At 36.7% G+C, this 23882-nt stretch carries 26 protein-coding genes; 18 read left to right on the forward strand and 8 right to left on the reverse strand.

What is annotated here, in order from left to right; translation table 11 throughout:
- Positions 1-56 precede the first annotated feature (56 nt).
- From AC2VNP_RS17410 to lpdA, 5 genes are all read left to right on the forward strand, one after another.
- Positions 57-713: a YkyA family protein gene (locus AC2VNP_RS17410; RefSeq protein ID WP_486918554.1), complete on the forward strand. Its 657-nt coding sequence runs from the start codon at positions 57-59 to the stop codon at positions 711-713.
- A gap of 709 nt (positions 714-1422) precedes the next feature.
- Positions 1423-2466, forward strand: a complete 1044-nt coding sequence (gene pdhA / locus AC2VNP_RS17415) for a pyruvate dehydrogenase (acetyl-transferring) E1 component subunit alpha (RefSeq protein ID WP_486918879.1) — start codon at positions 1423-1425, stop codon at positions 2464-2466.
- A gap of 3 nt (positions 2467-2469) precedes the next feature.
- Positions 2470-3447, forward strand: a complete 978-nt coding sequence (locus AC2VNP_RS17420) for an alpha-ketoacid dehydrogenase subunit beta (RefSeq protein WP_486918555.1) — start codon at positions 2470-2472, stop codon at positions 3445-3447.
- Positions 3448-3607: 160 nt separating this feature from the next.
- A complete protein-coding gene (locus tag AC2VNP_RS17425) occupies positions 3608-4912 on the forward strand; it encodes a dihydrolipoamide acetyltransferase family protein (protein ID WP_486918556.1) in 1305 nt (434 codons plus the stop codon).
- 4 nt (positions 4913-4916) lie between these two features.
- Positions 4917-6326 (forward strand): dihydrolipoyl dehydrogenase, encoded by a 1410-nt coding sequence (gene lpdA / locus AC2VNP_RS17430; RefSeq protein WP_486918557.1) that lies wholly within the window; start codon positions 4917-4919, stop codon positions 6324-6326.
- Positions 6327-6406: 80 nt separating this feature from the next.
- Here lpdA and AC2VNP_RS17435 read toward each other — a convergent pair whose 3' ends face one another.
- The 3 genes from AC2VNP_RS17435 to AC2VNP_RS17445 form a co-directional block, all read right to left on the reverse strand.
- A complete protein-coding gene (locus tag AC2VNP_RS17435; RefSeq protein ID WP_486918558.1) occupies positions 6407-6817 on the reverse strand; it encodes a hypothetical protein in 411 nt (136 codons plus the stop codon).
- A gap of 134 nt (positions 6818-6951) precedes the next feature.
- On the reverse strand, positions 6952-8568 hold the full coding sequence (locus AC2VNP_RS17440; protein WP_486918559.1) for a glycine betaine uptake BCCT transporter: 1617 nt from the start codon (positions 8566-8568) through the stop codon (positions 6952-6954).
- An 84-nt stretch (positions 8569-8652) separates the two neighbouring features.
- Positions 8653-9702 carry an FUSC family protein gene (locus AC2VNP_RS17445; RefSeq protein WP_486918560.1) on the reverse strand — a complete coding sequence of 350 codons (1050 nt, stop codon included), beginning with the start codon at positions 9700-9702 and terminating at the stop codon, positions 8653-8655.
- 204 nt (positions 9703-9906) lie between these two features.
- On the opposite strand from AC2VNP_RS17445, the gene AC2VNP_RS17450 reads away from it, so the two are divergent.
- Both AC2VNP_RS17450 and AC2VNP_RS17455 read left to right on the forward strand, forming a co-directional pair.
- Positions 9907-10722 carry a polysaccharide deacetylase family protein gene (locus AC2VNP_RS17450; RefSeq protein WP_486918561.1) on the forward strand — a complete coding sequence of 272 codons (816 nt, stop codon included), beginning with the start codon at positions 9907-9909 and terminating at the stop codon, positions 10720-10722.
- A gap of 176 nt (positions 10723-10898) precedes the next feature.
- Entirely contained in the window at positions 10899-11972 is a 1074-nt protein-coding gene (locus AC2VNP_RS17455; RefSeq protein ID WP_486918562.1) for a M23 family metallopeptidase, read from the forward strand.
- A gap of 30 nt (positions 11973-12002) precedes the next feature.
- Here the strand turns inward: AC2VNP_RS17455 and AC2VNP_RS17460 are convergent, their stop codons facing one another.
- Positions 12003-12443, reverse strand: coding sequence for a DUF1885 family protein (locus tag AC2VNP_RS17460; protein ID WP_486918563.1), 441 nt, complete (start codon positions 12441-12443; stop codon positions 12003-12005).
- A 300-nt stretch (positions 12444-12743) separates the two neighbouring features.
- Between AC2VNP_RS17460 and AC2VNP_RS17465 the strand changes: the two genes are divergently transcribed.
- The 3 genes from AC2VNP_RS17465 to AC2VNP_RS17475 all read left to right on the forward strand — a co-directional run bounded on the left by AC2VNP_RS17465 (position 12744) and on the right by AC2VNP_RS17475 (position 14057).
- Positions 12744-13184: a hypothetical protein gene (locus AC2VNP_RS17465; protein ID WP_486918564.1), complete on the forward strand. Its 441-nt coding sequence runs from the start codon at positions 12744-12746 to the stop codon at positions 13182-13184.
- A gap of 193 nt (positions 13185-13377) precedes the next feature.
- Positions 13378-13674 carry a DUF3055 domain-containing protein gene (locus AC2VNP_RS17470; RefSeq protein ID WP_486918565.1) on the forward strand — a complete coding sequence of 99 codons (297 nt, stop codon included), beginning with the start codon at positions 13378-13380 and terminating at the stop codon, positions 13672-13674.
- A gap of 245 nt (positions 13675-13919) precedes the next feature.
- A complete protein-coding gene (locus tag AC2VNP_RS17475) occupies positions 13920-14057 on the forward strand; it encodes a GapA-binding peptide SR1P (protein WP_486918880.1) in 138 nt (45 codons plus the stop codon).
- A 193-nt stretch (positions 14058-14250) separates the two neighbouring features.
- Here AC2VNP_RS17475 and AC2VNP_RS17480 read toward each other — a convergent pair whose 3' ends face one another.
- Positions 14251-15726 (reverse strand): aminotransferase class I/II-fold pyridoxal phosphate-dependent enzyme, encoded by a 1476-nt coding sequence (locus tag AC2VNP_RS17480; RefSeq protein WP_486918566.1) that lies wholly within the window; start codon positions 15724-15726, stop codon positions 14251-14253.
- Positions 15727-15963: 237 nt separating this feature from the next.
- Between AC2VNP_RS17480 and AC2VNP_RS17485 the strand changes: the two genes are divergently transcribed.
- Positions 15964-16950, forward strand: coding sequence for an NAD(P)H-dependent flavin oxidoreductase (locus tag AC2VNP_RS17485; RefSeq protein WP_486918881.1), 987 nt, complete (start codon positions 15964-15966; stop codon positions 16948-16950).
- A 23-nt stretch (positions 16951-16973) separates the two neighbouring features.
- Positions 16974-17237 carry a UPF0223 family protein gene (locus AC2VNP_RS17490; protein WP_486918567.1) on the forward strand — a complete coding sequence of 88 codons (264 nt, stop codon included), beginning with the start codon at positions 16974-16976 and terminating at the stop codon, positions 17235-17237.
- A 240-nt stretch (positions 17238-17477) separates the two neighbouring features.
- On the opposite strand, the gene AC2VNP_RS17495 is transcribed toward AC2VNP_RS17490, so the two are convergent.
- Positions 17478-18104 (reverse strand): YktB family protein, encoded by a 627-nt coding sequence (locus tag AC2VNP_RS17495; RefSeq protein WP_486918568.1) that lies wholly within the window; start codon positions 18102-18104, stop codon positions 17478-17480.
- Positions 18105-18276: 172 nt separating this feature from the next.
- On the opposite strand from AC2VNP_RS17495, the gene AC2VNP_RS17500 reads away from it, so the two are divergent.
- The 3 genes from AC2VNP_RS17500 to AC2VNP_RS17510 all read left to right on the forward strand — a co-directional run bounded on the left by AC2VNP_RS17500 (position 18277) and on the right by AC2VNP_RS17510 (position 20376).
- Positions 18277-18465, forward strand: a complete 189-nt coding sequence (locus AC2VNP_RS17500) for a hypothetical protein (RefSeq protein ID WP_275117740.1) — start codon at positions 18277-18279, stop codon at positions 18463-18465.
- A 217-nt stretch (positions 18466-18682) separates the two neighbouring features.
- Positions 18683-19483, forward strand: a complete 801-nt coding sequence (locus AC2VNP_RS17505; RefSeq protein ID WP_486918569.1) for an inositol monophosphatase family protein — start codon at positions 18683-18685, stop codon at positions 19481-19483.
- A gap of 5 nt (positions 19484-19488) precedes the next feature.
- Entirely contained in the window at positions 19489-20376 is an 888-nt protein-coding gene (locus AC2VNP_RS17510; RefSeq protein WP_486918570.1) for an NAD(P)-dependent oxidoreductase, read from the forward strand.
- Between the two features lie 53 nt (positions 20377-20429).
- Here AC2VNP_RS17510 and AC2VNP_RS17515 read toward each other — a convergent pair whose 3' ends face one another.
- The gene (locus AC2VNP_RS17515; RefSeq protein WP_486918571.1) at positions 20430-20615 is read right to left on the reverse strand and encodes a DUF5325 family protein; all 186 of its coding nucleotides are present in this window, start codon (positions 20613-20615) and stop codon (positions 20430-20432) included.
- Between the two features lie 210 nt (positions 20616-20825).
- Between AC2VNP_RS17515 and typA the strand changes: the two genes are divergently transcribed.
- The 3 genes from typA to AC2VNP_RS17530 are packed head-to-tail and all read left to right on the forward strand — an operon-like array spanning position 20826 to position 23300.
- Complete coding sequence (typA, locus tag AC2VNP_RS17520; protein WP_486918572.1) at positions 20826-22667, forward strand: translational GTPase TypA; 1842 nt, start codon at positions 20826-20828, stop codon at positions 22665-22667.
- Between the two features lie 36 nt (positions 22668-22703).
- Positions 22704-23024, forward strand: a complete 321-nt coding sequence (locus tag AC2VNP_RS17525) for a YlaH-like family protein (RefSeq protein WP_275117735.1) — start codon at positions 22704-22706, stop codon at positions 23022-23024.
- A 6-nt stretch (positions 23025-23030) separates the two neighbouring features.
- On the forward strand, positions 23031-23300 hold the full coding sequence (locus tag AC2VNP_RS17530) for a hypothetical protein (protein ID WP_275117734.1): 270 nt from the start codon (positions 23031-23033) through the stop codon (positions 23298-23300).
- A 346-nt stretch (positions 23301-23646) separates the two neighbouring features.
- On the opposite strand, the gene AC2VNP_RS17535 is transcribed toward AC2VNP_RS17530, so the two are convergent.
- Complete coding sequence (locus AC2VNP_RS17535) at positions 23647-23847, reverse strand: YlaI family protein (protein ID WP_486918573.1); 201 nt, start codon at positions 23845-23847, stop codon at positions 23647-23649.
- Positions 23848-23882 lie beyond the last annotated feature (35 nt).

Raw genomic sequence — 23882 nt, forward strand, 5'->3', positions numbered from 1 at the left:
GTGTTTTTATTAATGAAGATGTATTATTGGGATTATGGGGATAGGAGGTTTTCAGTTTGAAACTGAAGCATTTTGGTTTGATTTTAAGTATGACAATGGTGATGTTCCTCGCTGCCTGTGGAAACAATCCAGCAGAAAATATGTACACCCATATGGAAAAAGCGGTTGTACTAGAAGAAGTTTTTGAACAACAACAAGAACCGCTTATTGTAGCTGAAAAGAAAGAGCATGAACTGTATGAACAAATCATTAAATTGGGTATGTCTGAATACGAAGAAATTGTAGACCTTTCACAACAGGCTATTGCTATTGTACAAGAAAGAAAGCAATTAATGGACAAAGAAAAAATGAGTATTGAAGCAGGGTTTGAAGAATTTTTAAAAATTGAACCTGAAATTGAAGAATTGAAAGACGAGGAACTTAAAAATTTCGCTCTCCAGTTAAAGGAAACAATGACCAAAAGATATGAAAGCTATCAGGTGCTATACAATGAGTATGATATGGCACTTAGTTTAGACGAAGAGTTATATACAATGTTACAACAAGAAGACTTAACCATTGATGAATTACAAGAAAAAATTGATGAAATCAATGAAGCGTATGAAAGAGTAATGGAAGCCAAAGATGTATTTAATAAATACACTGAGGATTACAATGAAGAGAAAAAAGAATTTTATACGCTGGCCGAATTAGATATTACATTTGTAGATTAACGAAAAGAAGGAAGTGTCCGTTTTATGGCATTTCCTTTTTTTTTGTGGGTAGTTTTCTCAAGATATTTACTCTGAATAGTACCTGTAAACTTTGGTCCTCATTATTACCCCTTTACTAGGAAGAGTTTTTTAGGAGTTCTATGACAAAGGATGTTAAATCTGTACTAATCAGTTTATCGTTATTATATAACACAGATGTTTTTGTTATATGTGAATACCTTTTAATTTATCTTTTTAAAAATTGTTAAGCAAAAGGATTGACGGGAGAAAACTTTGTGATGTAGACTATAGCCTGAAAGAGAAATTGTATTAGTTTATTTTCTATAAAACTAGTACAGATTTTAAGTTATCTAAAATTTTTGGTTAAGCTAGAACAACATAGGGTATTCAATATATTACATATTTACAAACCTAAACTTGAATAGACTATGTTTTTTAATTATTTAAAACCTAAAAAACTTAACTAAAAAAGAAATGGTAATTTGCTTATAACTAGCGTTGGAAACAGTGTATTGGAATCAAGTTAAAATGGGTATCCTAATAGTGGGTATTCATGTTAGTTTTTAGATTTTTAAATACAATTAGATTCAAGGCTTGGGATAGCAAAATTTGATCACAAAATATGCCTTAACGGCTTTTTATTAGAAAGGAAGAGGTGAAGAACTTGAGTACAAAAACAGTAGTAAAACAAATTGAAGACCAGTTTGAAATGTTTCAAATCTTAAATGAAGAAGGTAAGGTTGTTAACGAGGCTGCTATGCCAGAACTTTCTGATGAGCAACTTCAAGAAATGATGCGTCGTATGGTCTATACACGTATTTGGGATCAGCGTGCTATCTCATTAAATCGTCAAGGGCGTTTAGGGTTTTATGCACCTGTGTCAGGACAAGAGGCTTCAATGTTAGGTTCACAATATGCCTTAGATAAGGAAGATTGGATCCTTCCTGGATATCGTGATATGCCTCAAATGGTATTCCACGGCTTCCCGTTATATAAAGCTTTCTTATATTCACGCGGGCATTATGAAGGTGGAAGATTCCCTGAAGGTGTTAACGTGTTAATGCCTCAAATTATTATCGGTGCACAAATCGTTCAAACAGCAGGTGTCGCTCTTGGACTAAAACGTAAAGGTAAAAAGAATGTAGCGATCACTTATACTGGTGATGGCGGTGCATCTCAAGGGGATTTCTACGAAGGAATGAACTTTGCTGGTGCCTTCCAAGCCCCTGCAATTTTTGTTGTACAAAATAACCGCTTTGCAATTTCGGTACCTGTTGAAAAGCAATCTGCTGCAAAGACAATTGCACAAAAAGCAGTTGCTGCTGGAATTGAAGGCATTCAAGTAGATGGAATGGACATTTTAGCAGTTTATGCTGCTACGTCACAAGCTCGTGAACGCGCGATTAACGAAGGAGTTCCGACTCTAATTGAAACAATGTGCTACCGTTATGGACCGCATACAATGGCTGGTGATGATCCAACTCGTTACCGTACAAGTGATCAAGATGACGAGTGGGAAAAGAAAGATCCATTAGTTCGTTTCCGTAAATTCCTAGAAGGAAAAGGTTTATGGACTGAGGATATGGAAAACGAAATGGTAGATAAAGCAAAAGAAGATATTAAAGAAGCAATTAAGCAAGCAGATGCTGCTCCTAAACAAAAGGTGACAGATTTAATTGAATTTATGTACGAAGAACTTCCACACAATTTACAAGAACAAATGGAAGAATACAAAGCAAAGGAGTCGAAATAATCCATGGCGCAAATGACGATGATTCAAGCCATTACGGATGCAATGCGTAATGAGCTGAAAAGAGATGAGAATGTTCTCGTATTTGGAGAAGACGTCGGAAAAAACGGTGGAGTATTCCGTGCTACTGATGGGTTACAAGCTGAGTTCGGTGAAGAGCGCGTATTCGATACTCCATTAGCTGAATCTGGTATCGGTGGATTAGCAATTGGACTAGGTTTAACAGGGTTCCGTCCTGTAATGGAAATTCAATTTTTCGGTTTCGTATTTGAGGTATTTGACTCGGTAGCAGCTCAAATGGCACGTATGCGTTATCGTTCTGGTGGTAAGTACCATTCACCAATTACAGTTCGTTCGCCATTAGGGGGCGGGGTAAAAACACCAGAATTACATGCAGATAACTTAGAGGGATTAGTTGCTCAAACTCCAGGTCTAAAAGTAGTTTATCCTTCAACACCGTATGATGCTAAAGGTTTATTAATTTCTGCAATTCGTGATAACGACCCTGTTATATTCCTTGAACATATGAAATTGTATCGTTCTTTCCGTGGAGAAGTGCCTGAAGGAGAATATACAATTCCACTTGGTAAAGCTGACGTTAAACGTGAAGGGAAAGACATTTCAATCATTACATATGGTGCAATGGTTCACTCTTCACTAAAAGCTGCAGAAGAACTTGAAAAAGAAGGTATTGATGCGGAAATTATCGACCTTCGTACTGTGAGTCCACTAGATATTGATACAATCATTGCTTCGATTGAAAAAACAAATCGTGCGATCGTTGTACAAGAAGCTCAAAAACAAGCTGGAGTTGCTGCAAATGTTATGGCTGAAATTACTGAACGTGCAATCCTTCATTTGGAGGCACCAGTATTACGTGTAACCGCTCCGGATACGGTCTACCCGTTTGCTGCAGCTGAAGATGTATGGCTTCCGGACTATAAAGATATCGTTGAGAAAGCGAAGCAAGTCGTTAACTTTTAATTAGTAGTACTGAAAAAGAAGTCTTACAGGTTTCTTTTTCAGTCTTTTTTCACGAATTTTAACCTAAATCATAGGTCAAATAATGAACCCGTCTAATTTTATTTGGCATAAAAACTGTAATTAGTGACAAAAATTAACGGACAAAAAGGAGGCGCTTTTCGTGGCATTTGAATTCAAACTTCCTGATATCGGTGAAGGTATCCATGAAGGTGAAATCGTTAAATGGTTTGTTAAACCAGGTGACGAAGTAAAAGAAGATGATATTTTACTTGAAGTACAAAACGATAAAGCTGTTGTAGAAATTCCATCACCAGTTGAAGGTAAAATCTTAGACCTTAAAGTAAGTGAAGGAACAGTTGCTGTTGTTGGTGATGTTCTAGTAACGATCGATTATGATGGTGAGGCTCCTCAATCAGCGCACGGTGATCATGAAGAGGAAGCCCCTGCACCTGCAAAAGAAGAAGCAAAAGCTGAAGAAACGAAAGAGGCTGCACCTGTTGCTGTAGAAACAGAAGTAGATGAAAACCGTCGTGTAGTTGCTATGCCATCTGTACGAAAATACGCACGTGAAAAAGGCGTTAACATTCGTGCTGTTCAAGGAACTGGGACTAATGGACGTATCGTAAGAGAAGATATTGACCGTTATTTAGCAGGTGGACAAACACAAACAACTGCAGTTGAAGAACAAGTAGAAGTATCTACTGAGGAAGCAGTAAAAGCTCCGCAAGCACCAAAAACAACACCTGTTGCTATTCCAGAAGGTGCAAATGAAGAAAGAGTTCCACTTAAAGGGATTCGTAAGGCAATTGCAAAAGCAATGGTTAATTCTAAGCATACTGCACCGCATGTAACGCATATGGATGAAATTGATGTTACTGCACTAGTTGCACACCGTAAGCAGTATAAAGAAGCTGCGGCTGAGCAAGGTGTTAAATTAACATACTTACCTTATGTAGTTAAAGCTTTAACTGCGGCTCTACGTAAATATCCGGCTTTAAATGCATCAATTGATGATGTAAATGAGGAGATTGTCTATAAAAACTACTTTAATATCGGGATTGCAGCTGATACAGAGCAAGGCTTAGTTGTACCGGTAGTTAAAGATGCTGATCGAAAATCGATCTATACAATTGCAGCAGAGATTAGTGAATTAGCAGTAAAAGCACGTGACGGAAAGTTAAGTCCGAATGAAATGAAAGGTGGAACATGCACAATCTCAAACTTAGGTTCAGCACGTGGTGCATGGTTTACACCGGTTATTAATCATCCGGAAGTTGCAATCTTAGGAATTGGTCGTATTGAAGAAAAAGCTATCGTTAAAAACGGCGAAATTGTAGCTGCTCCAGTCCTAAACTTATCCATTAGTTATGACCACCGTTTAATTGATGGAGTAACGGCACAAAATGCTTTAAATCACGTAAAACGTTTATTAAACGACCCACAATTGTTATTAATGGAGGGATAAACAAATGGTAGTTGGAGATTTCGCAACAGAAGTAGATACTCTCGTCATTGGTTCAGGCCCTGGCGGTTATGTAGCAGCTATTCGTGCTGCACAACTAGGACAAAAAGTAACAATCGTTGAAAAGGGCAACCTCGGTGGAGTTTGTTTAAACGTCGGTTGTATTCCTTCAAAAGCTTTAATTCAAGCAGGTCACCGTTTTCATGATGCTAACTCATCAGAAAATATGGGGATTACAGTAGATAAAGTAAATTTAGACTTTACAAAAATGCAAGAATGGAAGTCATCTGTTGTAAATAAATTAACTGGTGGCGTTGAAGGGCTATTAAAAGGAAATAAAGTTGAGATTGTTACAGGTGAAGCTTATTTCGCGGATAAAGATTCCGTACGTATTATGGATGATAAACAAGCTCAAACTTATAAATTTAAAAATTGTATTATTGCAACAGGATCTCGTCCAATTGAAATTCCTGCTTTCAAATTCAGTAAGCGTATCTTAAGTTCAACAGGGGCGCTTAACTTAACAGAACTTCCTAAGAAGTTAATTGTTATCGGTGGGGGTTACATTGGTATAGAGCTAGGCGCAGCATATTCTAATCTTGGATCAGAAGTTGTTGTACTAGAAGGTGGAAAGCAAATTCTACCGGGCTTCGAAAAACAAATGAGTCAACTTGTAACTAAACGTATGAAAAAGAACGGTGTAGAATTCTACCTAGAAGCATTAGCGCAAGGTGTAGAAGAGACAGAAAATGGGGTTACAGTGACAGCTGAAGTGAAAGGTGAGACGAAAACGTTTGACGCGGATTACGTTTTAGTAACAGTTGGTCGTCGTCCTAACACGGAGGAAATTGGTCTAGAACAAATCGGTGTTGAAATTGATGAGCGTGGATTTATTAAAGTAGATAAACAGTGCAGAACATCTGTTGAAGGGATCTATGCAATTGGTGATATTGTTCCTGGACCAATGCTTGCTCATAAAGCATCGTATGAAGCGAAAGTCGCTGCTGAAGCTATTGCAGGCCACCCTGCTGAAGTAGATTATTTAGCTATTCCTGCGGTTGTTTTCTCAGGTCCAGAATTAGCAACTGTCGGTCTAAATGAGAAAGAGGCAAAAGAGGAAGGATATGATGTAGTTGTATCTAAATTCCCATTTGCAGCTAATGGTCGTGCATTATCAATGGATGAGACAGAAGGCTTCATGAAAATGATAACACGTAAAGAAGATGGTTTGGTTCTTGGAGTACAAATTGCTGGAACTAATGCGTCAGACATGATTTCAGAAGCGTGTGTTGCAATTGAAGCAGGTATGACAGCTGAGGATATTGCATTAACCATTCACGCACATCCATCATTAGGTGAGATCACGATGGAGACTGCTGAGGTTGCTCTCGGTATGCCAATTCACATTGTAAAATAGTTTGAATTTCTCTCCCCTGATTATATAAAGAAGAGGCTGACTTGATGTCAGCCTCTTTGTATTTATATGGGTAAAACGATTTAATGTTTAATATGATGATAAGACAATTCAGGCTCATCCATTTTTAAAGTGACCGTGAGTAAATTAATAATTTCCTCTTTAGAATGTTTTCCCTCAATTACTAAACGAACATCGTCACCGCTAAGTACCATTAAAGTTGGGTATGTATTTACATTAAAATAGCGAATTACGTTTCGTTCGCTCGCGTATACAATTTGAAACGGGAATTGATGCTCTGGAAATAATCTTTGCATCTCTAATAAAGCATCGTAAAAACTTGCTTCTTCCAAAATTGATTCTTCATTTGAAAACAGCACAGTCATGTATTCTGTATTATCTGTCGCTAGTGGATTAGTAGTTGCTTCTGATGACCAACACCCTGTAGTAATTAAAAAGGTCGATAAGAGCAAGTAAGATAAATGATGTCTCATCCTTTGACCTCACTTCCTATAAAGGATAAATTAATTGATATTATTTTACCATGCCATTATATGGTTGTACGTGAAGTAACATAAATGTAATGAAATAGAAAAAAATGATAAAAAGACGGTTATAAATAACCGTCTTACTCTTCATTCTTTTTCTTATCTAGTTCATTTACTTTCTTTTTTAGTGCAGCGATTTCTTCTTTAAGCTTTAATTTTTCTTCACGCAATCTTAACTTTTCATCCTTCATACGCAATTTATCTTGATAGAGTATCGGCTTTTCTTGGCGTAACGATTTCATTAATGAAACAATCATTAAGATCATGATAATGGCAAAAGGAAGTGCGGCGATGATAGAGGCGGTTTGCAACGCTCCTAAACCACCCGAAGTTAATAATATCGCTGCTGCTGCAGACTGAACTAATCCCCATACAAACTTAACTGAGTTTGCCGGATTTAAATTTCCATTTGTCGTCTGCATACCAAGAACGAATGTTGCTGAATCTGCAGACGTAATAAAGAAAGAACATATTAATAAAATCGCAATTGTTGACATGATGATGCTTAATGGAAATTGGTCTAATACTGCAAATAAGGCAAGTTCCATTCCCTGGTCTTCAATGACGTTCATAATTCCCATATCACTATGTAGATCAAGTGATATGGCAGTTCCGCCGAATACAGAAAACCATAAAGCACCAAAGATCGTAGGAACTAGTAAAACTCCAACTACAAATTCTCGAATGGTACGCCCTTTAGATACCCTAGCAATAAAGGTCCCAACAAATGGTGCCCATGCAATCCACCAAGCCCAATAGAAGATTGTCCAGCCTTGAACCCAATTTGTTTCAGGGTTATACGGATCAATTCTAAAACTCATGCCAGCGAGATTTTGAAGGTAACTTCCTAATGTTTGGGTAAATACGCCCATAATATAAGTAGTAGGTCCTAAGAATAATAAAAATAACATTAAGCCTATAGCTAAATATATATTAGTTTTACTCAGGATACGGATACCTTTATTTAAACCGGTTTGAGAAGATAGCATGTAAAGGATGGTGATAATTAATATAATGACCAATTGTGTCCATATATTATTGTCTACACCAGGAATTATGTGCGAAGCTCCCCCGGAAATTTGTAATGTTCCAAATCCAAGTGATGTTGCAACCCCAAAGATAGTTGCAAAAACAACAATGACGTTTATCGTTGTACCGATCGGTCCATTAACGCGATCACCCAGTAGGGGTCTAAAAGCTGCACTAATTACCCCAGGTGCATTTTTTCTAAACTGAAAATAAGCAAGAATTAAAGCAACAATGGCATAAATGGCCCACGGATGTAAACCCCAATGGAAGAAGGCATAACGCATCGCTTGACTTGCTGCTTGATAGGAATCTAGGTTTGGATTGGGCGGATAATAAAAGTGATACATTGGTTCAGCGACGCCCCAGAAGACAAGTCCAATCCCCATACCTGCTGTAAATAAAAAGGAAAACCAAGTTAAATAATTGTATTCTGGTCGGTCCTCAGGTTTTCCTAAGCGAATCCTACCATAAGGACTAAAAATAAGGTAAATAGCAAAAATAAGAAAACCTGTAGTGGCTAATAAATAAAACCATCCAAATTTCTCGGTTATAAAACTTTGAACAGCTGCAGTAGTTGCATCTAGATGGTTCGGAGCAATGACACCCCAAAGAATGAAGGCAATTGCAATAAATAGTGAAATAGTAAAAACAGGTGTAAGTTTTTTCAAGTTATCATACTCCTTTGTTGATCCCTATTAAGTTTTTCCTGTTCCACATTACCATACCCAATTTTCCTAAACAAATAACATGTACTAATCGTACTGTATTTTTGGAAATACATAGCTTGGGTAAGATTGCTCAGTTAAAGAATACTGTCTTTCGTTTTCTGTTACTTCAGCTAATTCGATTGTCAACTGTTGAATAATAGATAGCTCATAAAAAACGCGATGAACAAATTGTAGTTCATCATTAGTATTGGGTTCAATATACTGTAAGTTTTCCTTAATTTTATTAATCCATTCAAAATGACTTTCATGCATTTGATGTAACGGATCTTTATAAATTTCAGCAAGAGATGTTATTGACTTTTTTAATAGGTCCCATTCAAATTCTGAGAAATGACTTCTCTTTATTTGTTGGTAAGTTAAGTTTCCGATTCTTAAATTTATTTGTTCGATAAAATGAAGCTTTTTAATTAAGTATTGAAATGAGCGAAATTCATTTTCTTCAAAATTTCGATATTTCCATTCATCAGTTTGAAACTGAGTAAATTGATAGATCTTTTCTATCTGTTGTGAAAGTGGTCGGTATGTTACAGAGGGGTGTTCCTCTATAGAGTTATCAATGAGTAACATTAACTTATTTGCTGCTTCTGTATAAAGTGTTTCTATTTGTTGTACAACGATAGGTCCAAACTTAGGCGGTAAAATCACATAATTCACACAGGTTGATACAATAATCCCAATTGAAGTGCCAGATAACCTAAAAATAAAATCGTGTAACATACTATCCGTTGTACCAGGTATCATTGCAACTGCTGTTAAAGTCGCAACAAGTGTGCCTGTATCTAGCTTTAAGCGAGCGCAGGCAACGATCGTTAGCATGGCTACTAATGAATAAGTTAATGCAGATTGCCCTAGGAAAAAATCAATTAAAACAGCAAAAAGAGCACCTATCGCAGCTGCTGGCAGGCGAACTAGTCCCTTTTTTAATGAATCTGCGGCAGTTGGTTCTGTTGTGACAATTGCAGTGATAATAGCAAAAACAACCGGTAAATCAAGTAACTTACAAATAAAAGCTGTTACAAATACTGAAAGTCCAGTTTTTATAACTCTACGACCAACCCATTTTGTATTTTTCATAAAACCACCTTCTTAGCTGACTATCCATCCATAGTATTGGATTGCTATTTATTAGATATACAAACAAAGGTGTATTTAAAAAAATAATTTGCTAATATATTCACTAGTAGAAGATGTCTCTCGACAAGGTTAAATCATAACTATAGTTAGGTTGGTGTGTATATGAAATGGTTCGCTGTATTATTGTGTAGTTTCCTTATTATAATGGCTGGATGTAATTCTGAAAGTACTGAGAAGGAGCATGCCGCGATTGATGAGAATGTAGAAGATATAGTTGTAGAAGCGGGGATAAAAGATCAAAATGTTATCGAAGAGAAACTAGAAGAAGAGCAAGGAAGTAGTCATGAAACAAGAGAAATGGAGCAGGATGAACAAATAGAAGAGGTTGTCGTACCGCAGTATAAACTAAACAAAACAAACTTTCTTATTCAACCTAAAAAAGAAGGTGTTAATGAGAAAGTTGTCCTTTTAACAATTGATGATGCCCCCGATCAATTCGGAGCTGAGATGGCCCAAATTCTTTTTGATTTGGATGCAAATGCCATCTTCTTCGTAAATGGTATTTTTATAAATAAAAATGATGGTAAAGAACAATTAAAAAGGATACATGAATTAGGCTTTGAAATAGGTAATCATACGATGAGCCATAAGAATTTGGGTGAACTATCTGCAGAAGAACAAAGAAAAGAAATTGTGGAACTAAATGATCTGATTGAAGAAGTTATAGGGGAGCGGCCACGTTTTTTTAGAGCCCCATACGGTGTAAACACGGACATATCTAAACAGGTAGTTGAGGAAGAAGGAATGCAGTGGATGAACTGGACATATGGTTATGATTACTTTCAACAATATACGAATGCCGAAGCTTTAGCAGATATTATGGTAAATGCACCAGAATTGATGAATGGTGCCAATCTTTTAATGCATGACAGAAAGTGGACAAAAGAAGCCTTAGAAGATATTGTGACTGGTTTAAGGGAAAAAGGGTATGAAATTGTTGACCCTAAAAAAATACAGTAAATCCGAATAAAATATAATAAAAGCGTCTAGGCTGATATGTAGCTTAGTCGCTTTTTAATTTGCTATAAACAATAAGTCAACTGCAACGAGAATATTGTTAATTTTTGTAGAACCTTGTCATATTTTTAGAGAGGAGATACAATAGGTATGAAACGTTCGAGAAAGTAGAGATGAAGATGTACAAACGAAAGTTAATTAATTTGGTATTGTTGATCGTATTAGTCTTAACCGCCTGTCAATCTGACAATGAAGAATTTCAACAAATGACAGAAAAGAAAACAAATAAACATCCAGCTAACTTAGTACAATTACCAATAGAAATAAAATCTAATGAAGCAAAATTTTCAGTAGATGATTTAGTCGCTGAAATGAATGGGTCATATGAATATGATCCGATCCATCGAACGTTAAGATTGACTATAGATGATGATCATTTCTACTTAATAGACGGTGTCCCTGTTTTAGAAAGAAATGGTGAGTATTTAGCTGAAAATGACATATATTTGATCATTGAAGATGATCAAGTATATTTACCTTCATCTTTTCTGGAATTAGGACTTGGAATGAGTACAACGTATACAAAAGATGCAATATCGTTTGAATGGTATGGACCTGTTGAAAAAGTAGGAGGACCACCGAAAGATTTCAATTTTGAAACATGGAATGCCGAACAAATGATTGATTACCTTTCATTTCTAAAGAAGCCTATAAAAGAAGCTCAAGTAAGTACAATACCTAGTCATTTGCCAGGGGCAAAGCGTCCGTACCGTAATGGGTATCACGAAGGGTTAGACTGGTATGACTTTGCTTCTGGCGGTGATATTAGTTTTGAGACACCGATCTATGGAATGGCAAAAGGTATAGTTGTGCGAGCAGATCATAATTATGAAGAGTACGCTTCTCCTGAGGTAAGAAATACAGATTTGAAGTTTACTTCTAGTTTGGGTGCAACGCCTGAATATATTTTTGATAGGTTACGGGGTAGACAAGTATGGGTGCAATACCCGAATGGGGTTATGAGTCGTTTTGCCCATTTATCTGATATTCCGGAAGACATTCGAGTTGGGCAAGAAATTGATGAAAATACGATCATCGGATACGTTGGGAATTCTGGGACGAGCGGTGCGGTTAATCAAGATTCAACAGAATTACATTTACATCAGGATCTATTAATATATGGTGAGTTGTTCTGGAAACCATTAGACCAAGATGAAGTACTAACTGTACTTAAAAGTATCTTTAAAGAATAAAATGAAGAAAGCACAGGCAGCTGCCTGTGCTTATCTCTTATAGAAATACATAATTCTTCCATTAAATAAATGAACTTCAGCTTGTAATTTCTTTCCTAAGAATTTACAGAATTCATTTGCTTTCCCTTTATCACCATGTGTCGCACCTTCAGGAAGAATAACTTGTATGTACGATTGTAACGTCTCATTTCCTTCACTATCTTCAATCGTTTCTTTCCCTACACCAAAAACAATGTATTTGTATCTTGTTGATGATCCATTACTTTTCAAATAAAACCAGTTATCATCGTCACTGTCAGGTACTTCCGAGATCACATATGGGAAAGCTGCGTCACCATATCCCCAATCTAATTGATCTCCAGTTTTAGTGGTTATGGTTTGATAATACTTGAAAATATCCTTCAATTCTTCTAGTGTTATGTCTTGTTGTGTAGACTTTTTCACTAGCTTTATGTATGCATGGTCGGACATAGACATCTACTCCCAACTTTAAAACGTTTTCAATTCCATTTCTATCTTAGCATTAGTCATGAAAGCTGACAACATAATTAAAATTAGTATTAAAGAACGAAGGTAATAAGAATCATTATCTCGTATTATAAATAATATAATTAAAATGTATGAATTTATAGTTAAAGTTGTATATATTGGAATACTAATATAGATAAAATGGACTGACGTGGAGGTAATGGTAGAAGGCATATAAACTTTAACAATAATTTATAGTGCCAAATAAAAAGAAAATACCGTAATAAAAATGGGGGAAGCAATATGGATAAGTCAGCATTCTTAGATGAACTTCGACTCGAGGTGGGACTTGTTTCAGAGTACGCAAACTCACAAAATGAATTTTTCAATGGAATTATACAAGTGTTTGGTAAGTACATAAAACAAGGATTTAGTACTGGTATGTATAAATCGCATGATCGTTTTTTTGAACTAATTGCAAGTGTGGGGGATGAGGCATACGATGTTATAGAACTTTTTGGGAAAGGTCCATTAAGTATATGTGCTATCAGAGGTAGCATTTCTACAATAGAGTTAGAAAATACGATCCGTCTACTAGCTCCATTTTATGAGGGGCATCATTTAATTGGGATCATTGTATTTAGTTTACCTAAAAGTGGATATGAGGTAACCGAAGAAGATATAATTTTTGTTCACGAAGTTTGTAGGCATATAGAATTGAATCAAAGTCATTATAGTAATTAATCAGAAATTAATTTTCACAATATTTACACAATTTAGGCTAAAAGTAGGTTGATTAATCAAGGTGAAGAGGTTATACTATTAATATCAGAAAATTTTAAAAATTGTTTTCTATTTTGGACATAGCAATAGATAAAAAGACGTCTCCTTTTTGTTTATTGTTGTCATATATGAATTAATTATGGAGGTGGACTAAATGAATTTGTTTGAGCGTTTATACGACGAGCAAGAAAATGTGAAGGTGCAATTTATTGGGTTTACTACTGACGATGTTCGTTATGATTTTGGCATTGTCTACACAAACATGTTCTTTGGTAAACCTCTTGTGATCTGCATGCAAACAGGACGTTCTGCACTACTTTGTGCTGACGATGTAAGGAATGTAGATCATATTCAAAAAGTATTTCATATTCGATCTGCTAAAGAGGCAGAGGATCTTGCAACGTTCTTTGAAAAGACCTTGCCGACAATGCCGCTAGAGCCACAATATTGATATTAAACTAAAGAAATATACTTGGTTCAACAAGAGGCTGATACTCAATTCAGCCTCTTGTTTATTAATGCGTAATATATATTAAAAATTAAAGAAATATGAAACATTTAATACGCAAATTGAGAAAAAAAGAATTAAATGTGTTATACAATTTGTTGTTGACAATATTAATGTGACATATTATTATTGATACATAGAGATCAGAAAACGTTTTCAGTAAAAACTATAATGATATGACAAGGGAGATGGATATTGTGGGGATTATCGTATGTCAAACTTGCAACACAACAATTGAACATTTCGAAGGCGAAAAGGTTACAACTTTATATGCAAAATGCTCAGGTTGTGAAAAGTGTAAAGAGAAAGCTAGTAAACTAAAATAATTATGAAAGGAACTCCTGTTAGGGGTTCCTTTTTCTGTCTGTATATTTATGACTGTGGTATACCGTTAACATATAAAAAATCCCGAACCTAGAACAGGTTGGGACTTTTTAAAAAGTTAATAAACTATAAAATTCAAAGATGGACGTGCGGCTGAACGGGCGCTGGCACTTCACTTGTTTTTTGAACGCACGCTTATCGTATTGGTCGTCTTTCTTTTATTACACGAATCTTTTTAAATGTTGCATCTTCTGGGCCTTGAACTGGCAGGCCTGCATATAAATTTTCCTGGATATAATTTATATTTTCTTCAGTAATAACTTCTCCTGGAATAAGTATAGGAATACCTGGAGGGTAAACCATCACGAATTCAGCAATAATTCTTCCAGCCGAATAATCAAAAGAAATCACTTCCGTATCAGAATAAAAGGCATCGCGTGGTGTTAAAGCAAGAGTTGGGCTGTTAGGAACATATACAGAAACTGCTTCACGGGTTTCAATTTTATCTTGATGTAAATCTGAAAGCTCACGTAAAGCGTTAACTAATGCAGATGTTTCCTTTTCAGAGTCACCAAATGTAATGATACAAAGGATATTGTATAAATCTGAGAGCTCGACTTCAATATTATGCTTTTCACGCAAATAAACTTCAACTTCGTATCCTGTAATTCCTAAGTTTTTGATTGAAATAATTAATTTTGTAGGATCGTAATCGTATGCAGCTTTCGAACCTAATATTTCTTTTCCAACACAATATAGACCAGGAATCGTATTGATGGCTTCCCTTGTTCTCTGAGCTAATTGAATAGAATTGTCGATCATTTTCTTTCCAACAGTCGCCAATTGTTTTCGTGCAACATCAAGAGAAGATAGAAGTAAATAAGACGTAGATGTTGTTGTTAACATACTTATGATGGCTTGAACTCGTTTTGGAGACACCAACCCTTCTTTAACATTTAATACGGAACTTTGTGTCATTGAGCCGCCTAATTTATGCACACTTGTAGCTGCCATATCTGCACCTGCTTGCATTGCAGATAAGGGTAGTTCATCATGGAAATGAATGTGAACCCCGTGAGCTTCATCAACTAATACAGGTATATTAGCATGATGAGCAATTTCTACTATTTCTTTTAAATTGGCAGAAATGCCGAAGTATGTTGGATTGATAACGAGCAATCCTTTTGCATCCGGATGTTGTTCAATTGCTTTTTTTACAGAATCTGTAGTAATGCCATGCGATATTCCAAGATCTTTATCAATTTCAGGATGTATAAAAATTGGATTCGCACCTGAAAAAATAATCGCAGACATAATGGATTTATGAACGTTTCTAGGTACAATAATTTTATCCCCAGGACCACAAACACTCATAATCATAGTCATAATTGCACCGCTTGTACCTTGTACAGAAAAGAAAGTGTAATCTGCCCCAAATGCTTCAGCGGCAAGGGATTGTGCTTCTTTAATGATGCCGTGAGGGTGATGTAGGTCATCGAGTGGGCCGATATTAATTAGGTCTATGGATAAGGCATTTTCACCAATAAACTCTCTAAATTCAGGATCTATCCCATTCCCTTTTTTGTGACCAGGAATATGAAATTGTATAGGGTCTTTTTTTGCATGTTCTTTTACGCCGGTATACAGCGGAGTTAAGCGTTGTTGCGACAACCGATTCACCTCTTCTACTTTCTAATTGCAAGTTGTCACCTTGCATATAAAACAAGATTGAGTATATCAAAAAATAAATGAAAAGCAATGAAAATTTTTACTTTTTTCGACATTGATAAATCGTTAGCGGCTGTAGGGTTTTATGTAGCTCTTGTCGAATTGATAAGAGACCGCTTTCATTGAAATTAATGGTACTTTATTATTTATCATCATTTATTAGTTTGGTTAATGAAAGCAATGATATACAAGGTAAGGAGGGATTTCATGAATTGGGAAACTAGAGTAACAAAAATGTTGAACATTAAATACCCTATCATTCAAGGTGGCTTGGCTTACTTAGCTTATTCAGATTTAGCAGCTGCAGTGTCAAATGCAGGTGGTTTAGGTCAAATTACAGCAATGTCCCTAAGTACACCTGAAGAATTAAGGAAAGAAATTCAAGCTGTAAAGAAAAAAACTAATAAATCATATGGTGTAAATTACGCAATCGGTCAACATGGAAGGTCGTTTGAACATATGTTAGAAGTTGCAATAGAGGAAGAAGTTCCTGTTATCACTATGACAGGTGGTAATCCTGCACCTATTTTTGATATGCTAAAAGGAGTTAATACGAAAAAACTTGTTCTTGTCGCTGCGAGAAGACAAGCTGAAAAAGCAGAAGAACTTGGTGCAGACGCTGTAATGGTCGTTGGCCAAGAAGGTGGTGGGCACTTAGGAAGAGCCGATACAGGTACAATGGTGTTAATTCCTCAAGTTGTAGAGTCTGTAAAAATTCCTGTAATAGCTTCTGGTGGTATTGGTGATGGAAAAGGTTTAATGGCAGCCCTTGCTTTAGGTGCTGAAGGGATAGAGATGGGTACCCGCTTTATTGCAACAAAGGAATGTATTCACGCACATGAGTCTTATAAACAAAAATTAGTTACCGCTAGTGAAGCTGATACCGTGGTGATTAAGCGCTCAATCGGAGCCCCTGGCCGTGCCATCAAAAATGAATGGACTGAAAAAATAATCCAAGCTGAAGAAGAAAATCCGACCTTTGCCTCATTAAAAAACTTAATTAGCGGCGAAGCTAATAAAAAGTATATTTATGAAGGTAATGAGTCTGAAGGTTTTGGTTGGGCTGGACAAGTAATGGGGAGAATTAAAGATATCCCAACTGTACAGGAACTCTTTAATCGAATGATTAAAGAAGGGGAAGAGATAAGAACAACTTGGACTAAATAATCATAAAGGTGGAATAAGAACATATGAACATGCCAATTTCCTTAGACTGGAGTAAAGAAGAGGTAATAGATATAATGGCTTTTTTTCAAGCAGTTGAAGAAGCTCATGATAATGGAGTAGAGCGAGCTAAGTTATTATCTTTATACCGTCGTTTTAAGGAGATTGTTCCTTCAAAGAGTGAAGAGAAACAATTATTTAAGCAATTTGACGAGGAAGCAGGCGTATCCTGTTATCATGCAGTAAAAAAAGCGCGTGAAGAAGAACAGGTTCAAAAAATTAAAATGTAACGAAGAAAAGCGGAAGGCGCCTGCAGCTAGACAGTTAGAAAAGCGGAAGCGACCGTTTATCGGCGTATGGACTGGAGCCCTCCGTATGAGATAAAGGATACACGGTGAGGTAAAGAACCGATGTTGACTTATCGTAAGGAGGAGAGCGAAGTCCACTAGACGCTGGGAGCTGCAGCTAGACAGCCTCGAATTTTATGCACTCGTAATCAAAAAAGGGCAAGCAATTATGCTTGCCTTTTTTTAATTGTTAATTGGACTGGTTAATCGATAAAGGGGAGCTAAGGTTGTAAATGTTTCATCGATCCGTTTAATTAATTCTGGGCCATTTGAAACAATCGGATCGTTTCGATCAATATGTATCCCACATAAAATTTCAGCTTTTTTTACGTCGCGAAGGCGCTCAAATAAAGCTTGCAGGTCTGCATCCTGATGGGATGTTGCTTCAGGTTTTGTGTGATCCCCAGACCAGACAAAATGAGAAGGTATTTGTTGCTTAATGATATTCATTTGTGACAATAGTTGATCTGCAAATTGTTGTTTAATTGGACATTCGTAAATAACGGCGAACCAGACAAATAAATGCGTTTCAAACAATCCAATTTGAAAATGAGGAAGCATTTTATATCCACGATTACTGTTAGCGATAGCAACCCAAGTATCTTTAGGTGGGTTAACCTTTCTTCTAGCATGTTTAGCCACATGGTAATACATCTCGTCACCAACTAAAGAAGATAGGGTAGGAGAAAAATGATGGCCCAATTCCTCTAGTTTAGGTCGTATTCTTCCTTTTAGTTGATCCATGCGCGGCTCTAATCCCTCAACTGTAAATACGTTAAAGTCTTCTTCTGTAAATCCATTAAATGACATAACAACAATCACCTTCAATTTTATTTTTCAATTAGTTTACCACAAATATGAAATAGGTTGTGCCATTTTGCTGTGTACTAACATATGCTATAATACAAAACAATAATCTGAATATTCGGTTAAGTCATTTTGGACACGGTTAAAATTAGGGATATAAGGGGTGTGAGTTTCTGTGGAACAAGTCATTCAAGCCTTCAAGAGAAGGGATGCCGAACTAAGAATCCCAGTCCTTCGTTTAGAAATTGATTATGAATTAGCAACTCTACACGATGCTATGTTAGCAGAAGACTTAGAAACAATGAACAAATGTAAGAGGAAGCTGAAGAGATTGAGTCAAGAGTTAATTTTATTAGAAGTTTAAATATGATTACGGTGCGGAGTATTTTCCGCACTTTTTTAATTTTTACGTACGAAAAGTGGACTTAGCCTATAGTAAGCTCTCACACCCAATTATAGTATTCGTAATTTTCGGAATGTGTTCATGATTTTTAACTTTTCTTGAAATGAGTATTTATGTCATAATATAACATAACAAAAATAAGCTTACTTGCTGTACTCAAACAGGGGGTCTCATATAGATGAATGAATTGGATTGGCTCAAAATAAAGCAAATGGCTATGATATGGGTAAAAGAAGCAAGTAATCAATTAAAGGCTTCATTATTAGAAACCATACATGTTGAAACAAAATCCAGTCCAGATGATCTTGTTACTGAAATGGATAGAAAAATAGAACAATATTTTCTAAAAAAAATTCAAACTCATTTTCCAAGCCATGCTTTCTTAGGTGAAGAAGGCATCAGTGAAGAGGAATATGTAAATGAGGATACGATTTGGATCATTGACCCTATTGATGGAACGACAAACTTTGTTCATCAGCAATATAACTTCGCTATAAGTGTGGCTGTTTATCATAAAGGTGAAGGTAAGATTGGTTTAATTTATGATGTAATGAATGATGTGATGTATCATGCTGTGGCAGGGCAAGGAGCATATAAGAATGATGAGCGCTTAGAAATGTTAACGGAAGTTGATATTAATAAAGCCATAATAGGCTTAAATGCACGATGGCTGTTGAATGAGGATAAGCCGTATCAACCGATTCTCGTTCATCTAGTTCAAAAGGTTAGAGGGGTTCGTTCCTACGGGTCCGCTGCTTTAGAAATGGCTTATGTTGCATCAGGACGGTTAGATGGGTACATAAGTTTAAAGTTATCACCTTGGGATTTTGCTGCTGCACTCGTATTACTAAATGAAGTAGGTGGATGTTATTCTACGATTTATGGAGAGCCTTTAGCAATGTTACAGTCAAGTTCTGTATTTGTAGGAAGACCTCAGTTCCATGAGGCGGTCATAAGTGAGTTTGTACATAGGAGATGAAATTTATGAAGGTAGGTTTTATAGGTCTTGGGACAATGGGACTTCCAATGGCGAAAAATATATTAGCTTCTGGTTACGACACGTATGTAGTGAGCAGAAGTCGCCCTCCCATTGAGCAGGCGTTAGAGTTAGGGGCAAAAGAAGCAAATAGTCCAAAGGAATTGGTAGAAATCTGTGATATCGTGTTAACCTGTCTTCCTTTACCCGAAAATGTTATTGACGTATATGAAGGAGAAAATGGAATTATTGCTGGTGCAACAAATGAAAAAATTATTATTGATCATTCCACTGTCAGTCCACAACTAAATCAGCAAATGAACGAGCAATTAGCAAGAAAAGGTGCTTTATTTATGGATGCACCTGTAAGCGGTGGTCCGATGGGAGCAAAAGCAGGGTCATTAACTATTATGTGCGGTGGAAATGAAGAAGCATTTAATAATTCTTACGAAGTTTTGAAAATCATAGGTGATTATGTCGTACATGTCGGACCAACCGGAAGCGGAAGTGTTATTAAACTAATAAATAATATGTTAGTTGGTGTTCATACAGCTGCATTATCAGAGGCATATGTTATGGGAACTAAGGCAGGAATCAACCCACAGGTATTGTACGACATTGTGAAACGAAGCTCTGGTTTTTCAAAAAGTATGGACTGGTCTGTTGAAGCGATTATGGACAGACAGTTTGAACAACGATTTAGTATTAATTTATTACATAAGGATATGGGACTTGCTATTGACTTAGCAGAAAGTCTAGGTGTACCGGTGGAGCTAGTAGAGCATTCCGAAAATATAGTCCGTCGAGCAAAGGAAAACTATGGTAAAAATGATGTTTGTGCCATAATTCGTCCTCTTGAACAACAAGTAGGAGTAGAGGTAAGACGCTTGAAATAAGATAAGGAATAAAAAAATAGAGCCGAGAGTACATTACTCATCGACTCTATTTTTTATATTTCCTCTGGTTCCCTTAGCTTTTTTCTTAAAGAAAAACCCATTCCACAAGCAGCTGTTATGCCAAGTAATGAAAGTACTCCGATAAGAATACTACGTTCTGCGATCGCAACACCAATAGCCATAATCCCGATCACGGTTACAATAGCAAGCGTCAAAAACAGTATATTCTCTTTCTTCACACTATTTCCCCCTGAATTGTTCATTTCAAATAATAATTACTTTTATTTTACCTTGAATTGGACAAAAGAAAAAGACCAATAATATGACAATATAGTTAAACATCATCGGAATAGTGGAAAAAATTTCGGATAAGTTATCGATTATTTTTGATTTATGATATAATTAGACAGTTATAATAACCTGTAAAAGGATAGGAGCGTTCAATTAGAATGAATTTACGTGAAGATATTAGAAATATAGCCATTATTGCCCACGTTGACCATGGAAAAACAACTTTAGTAGACCAATTATTAAAACAGTCAGGAACTTTCCGTGAAAATGAACAAGTTGACGAGAGAGCAATGGATTCCAATGCCTTGGAAAAAGAACGAGGTATTACAATTTTAGCAAAAAACACTGCGATTAATTACAATGACAAACGAATTAATATATTAGATACACCAGGTCACGCCGACTTCGGTGGTGAAGTAGAGCGTATTATGAAGATGGTTGACGGTGTATTACTAGTTGTTGACGCTTATGAAGGAACGATGCCGCAAACGAGGTTTGTTTTGAAGAAAGCGTTAGAACAAAAATTAAGTCCAATCGTTGTTGTTAATAAAATTGATAAACCTTCTGCTCGTCCGGTTGAAGTCGTTGATGAAGTCGTTGATTTACTAATCGACCTAGGGGCAGATGAAGATCAACTTGAATTTCCAGTTGTCTATGCATCTGCAATTAATGGAACAGCGAGTGCTGATGCTGAAAAGCAAGATGAAGATATGACAGCTTTATTTGAAGCGATTATTGAGCATACTCCTGCTCCTGTAGATAATAGTCACGAACCACTTCAATTTCAAGTTACGATGTTAGATTATAGCGATTATCTAGGCCGAATTGGGATTGGTCGCGTATTCCGCGGGACGATGGAAGTAGGTCAGCAAGTAGCACTTATGAAACTTGATGGTTCCGTTAAACAATTCCGAGTGACTAAGATCTTTGGATTTTTAGGCCTTAAGCGAATTGAAATTCAAAAAGCACAAGCTGGAGACTTGATAGCTGTTTCAGGTATGGAAGAAATTAATGTAGGTGAAACAGTATGTCCTGTTGATCAACAGGAAGCTCTGCCAATTTTACGTATTGACGAGCCGACATTACAAATGACTTTCTTAGTTAATAACAGTCCGTTTGCAGGTCGTGAAGGAAAACATGTCACGAGTCGTAAGTTAGAAGAACGTTTAAAATCTCAGTTGGAAACAGATGTTAGTTTACGTGTTGAAGATACAGACTCTCCTGATGCATGGACAGTTTCCGGTCGTGGTGAACTTCACCTTTCTATTTTAATTGAGAATATGCGTAGAGAAGGATATGAGCTTCAAGTTTCGAAACCGGAAGTAATCATCCGTGAAATTGATGGCGTGAAAAGTGAGCCGGTAGAAAGAGTTCAAATTGATGTTCCTGAGGAATATACGGGTGCTGTTATGGAATCGCTTGGAGCACGTAAAGGTGAGATGATCAATATGACGAACACAGGTTCAGGACAAGTTCGTTTAGAGTTCATGGTTCCTGCACGTGGTCTGATTGGATATACAACAGAGTTTTTATCACAAACTCGCGGATACGGTATTATTAACCATTCATTTGACTCTTATCAACCCATGATCCAAGGACAAGTAGGTGGCCGTCGCCAAGGTGTGCTTGTTTCAATGGAAACAGGTAAAGCGTCGCAATATGGTATTATGGGTGTAGAAGATCGTGGTACAATCTTCGTTGAACCTGCAACTGAAATCTACGAAGGAATGATTGTTGGGGAACATAATCGTGAAAATGATTTAACGGTTAACATCACAAAAGTGAAACAAGCTACAAATATTCGTTCTGCCAATAAAGAACAAACGGTAAGTATGAAAAAGCCACGTCTCTTATCATTAGAAGAAGCATTAGAATATTTAAATGAAGATGAGTACTGTGAAATCACGCCAGAATCCATTCGCCTTCGTAAGAAGATTTTAGATAAAAATGAGCGTGAGCGTATTATTAAGAAGAAAAAGCTGGCTAATCAGTCAAACTAATCACATACTACTTATCTTGAGAGGGAGAGGATCAGTATGGAAGGAAGACCAGAAATTGATGTTGAATCATTATCTTGGTTACCGCGGATTGTCGCTGAAAACCCAGATATGGGAATATGGGTATATCTAGGAATTGTTGCCTTATCTATCCTTGTATTTAATTTGGGCTTCGCTCGAAAATTACCTGTATTAAAGCTAGTCATTGTATACATTGCTCTTTTTATAGGATGCATTGTCATGTTTTTCTTAGCGTTAATGGGAGCTCCAATCGTTGAGGTACTTCTGATCTCAACAGCTGTTTTAGGTGTTTATAAGCTAAGAATGTTGCAAAGAAAACGTGAAGAAGCGGAAGGGTAATTTTCGATGAATCTTCAAGATGCATTATACAATTGGTTATCAATAAAGGTTGTTCATGAGGCTAGGCCTGATGATCAGGCAGCGTTAGATACGTACGAATTTTTCTCGACGATCCTAACAGAGGATCACAAACTTGAACAAATTGTTGTTGAAGTGGTAGATCCTATGTACATCGTTCGATATGTTAAAGACGGTAATGATGAACAAAAACAATTTCCTATAGAGCTAATTGAAGCATTATTAGTTCAAATCGAATCAGAACCGAAATATAATTAAAAAAATAGGCTGGTGAGTATTTTCTCACCAGCCTATTTTTTGTGTGTATTAAACACGACGTCCGCTTTTCTGGCTGCCTAATAGCAGTCGCCATCGGCTCGAGGTCGCTTCGGTCCAACACCGTGTCCAAAAACGGGACACTCATGCTGGCCCTCCAGCGCTTGTCGCCGATAGTCAGGCGCCTGCAGCTTTTCTATCTTTCTAGCTGCAGCTCCCAGCGTCTAGTGGACTTCGCTCTCCTCCTTGCGATAAGTCAACATCGGTTCGTTTCCTCACCGTGTATCCTTTATCTCATACGGAGGGCTCCAGTCCATACGCCGCTCAACGGTCGCTTCCGCTTTTCTATCTACCAATCGTTTTCGGTTTTTTGGGGGCGGTATAGACGGAAGTTACCGGATGCTTTTCTTTCTTCGGTTCGCCCTGAAATACGTTCGTTACACTCATCACACATATAGGTGTGAATCGGGCGGTTTCGTAATTTTTTTGCTAACGGGCTATAATCGTCAATTTTATCGATTTTATCGCAAATTACACATTTGACTCTCAACTCTTTCACCTCACACTTGACGAAGGTACATTGTC

It is taken from the genome of Alkalihalobacterium sp. TH-98 (assembly GCF_057473385.1).

Coding starts and splice junctions, on each gene's coding strand:
- AC2VNP_RS17510 (WP_486918570.1), top strand. CDS start 19,489: ATGAAGGTAGGTTTTATAGGTCTTGGGACAATGGGACTTCCAATGGCG.
- AC2VNP_RS17470 (WP_486918565.1), top strand. CDS start 13,378: ATGAATTTGTTTGAGCGTTTATACGACGAGCAAGAAAATGTGAAGGTG.
- AC2VNP_RS17485 (WP_486918881.1), top strand. CDS start 15,964: ATGATATACAAGGTAAGGAGGGATTTCATGAATTGGGAAACTAGAGTA.
- AC2VNP_RS17435 (WP_486918558.1), bottom strand. CDS start 6,817: ATGAGACATCATTTATCTTACTTGCTCTTATCGACCTTTTTAATTACT.
- AC2VNP_RS17455 (WP_486918562.1), top strand. CDS start 10,899: ATGTACAAACGAAAGTTAATTAATTTGGTATTGTTGATCGTATTAGTC.
- AC2VNP_RS17450 (WP_486918561.1), top strand. CDS start 9,907: ATGGCTGGATGTAATTCTGAAAGTACTGAGAAGGAGCATGCCGCGATT.
- AC2VNP_RS17490 (WP_486918567.1), top strand. CDS start 16,974: ATGAACATGCCAATTTCCTTAGACTGGAGTAAAGAAGAGGTAATAGAT.
- AC2VNP_RS17525 (WP_275117735.1), top strand. CDS start 22,704: ATGGAAGGAAGACCAGAAATTGATGTTGAATCATTATCTTGGTTACCG.
- AC2VNP_RS17445 (WP_486918560.1), bottom strand. CDS start 9,702: ATGAAAAATACAAAATGGGTTGGTCGTAGAGTTATAAAAACTGGACTT.
- AC2VNP_RS17495 (WP_486918568.1), bottom strand. CDS start 18,104: ATGTCATTTAATGGATTTACAGAAGAAGACTTTAACGTATTTACAGTT.
- AC2VNP_RS17505 (WP_486918569.1), top strand. CDS start 18,683: ATGAATGAATTGGATTGGCTCAAAATAAAGCAAATGGCTATGATATGG.
- AC2VNP_RS17530 (WP_275117734.1), top strand. CDS start 23,031: ATGAATCTTCAAGATGCATTATACAATTGGTTATCAATAAAGGTTGTT.
- lpdA (WP_486918557.1), top strand. CDS start 4,917: ATGGTAGTTGGAGATTTCGCAACAGAAGTAGATACTCTCGTCATTGGT.
- AC2VNP_RS17460 (WP_486918563.1), bottom strand. CDS start 12,443: ATGTCCGACCATGCATACATAAAGCTAGTGAAAAAGTCTACACAACAA.
- AC2VNP_RS17420 (WP_486918555.1), top strand. CDS start 2,470: ATGGCGCAAATGACGATGATTCAAGCCATTACGGATGCAATGCGTAAT.
- pdhA (WP_486918879.1), top strand. CDS start 1,423: ATGTTTCAAATCTTAAATGAAGAAGGTAAGGTTGTTAACGAGGCTGCT.
- typA (WP_486918572.1), top strand. CDS start 20,826: ATGAATTTACGTGAAGATATTAGAAATATAGCCATTATTGCCCACGTT.
- AC2VNP_RS17475 (WP_486918880.1), top strand. CDS start 13,920: ATGGATATTGTGGGGATTATCGTATGTCAAACTTGCAACACAACAATT.
- AC2VNP_RS17465 (WP_486918564.1), top strand. CDS start 12,744: ATGGATAAGTCAGCATTCTTAGATGAACTTCGACTCGAGGTGGGACTT.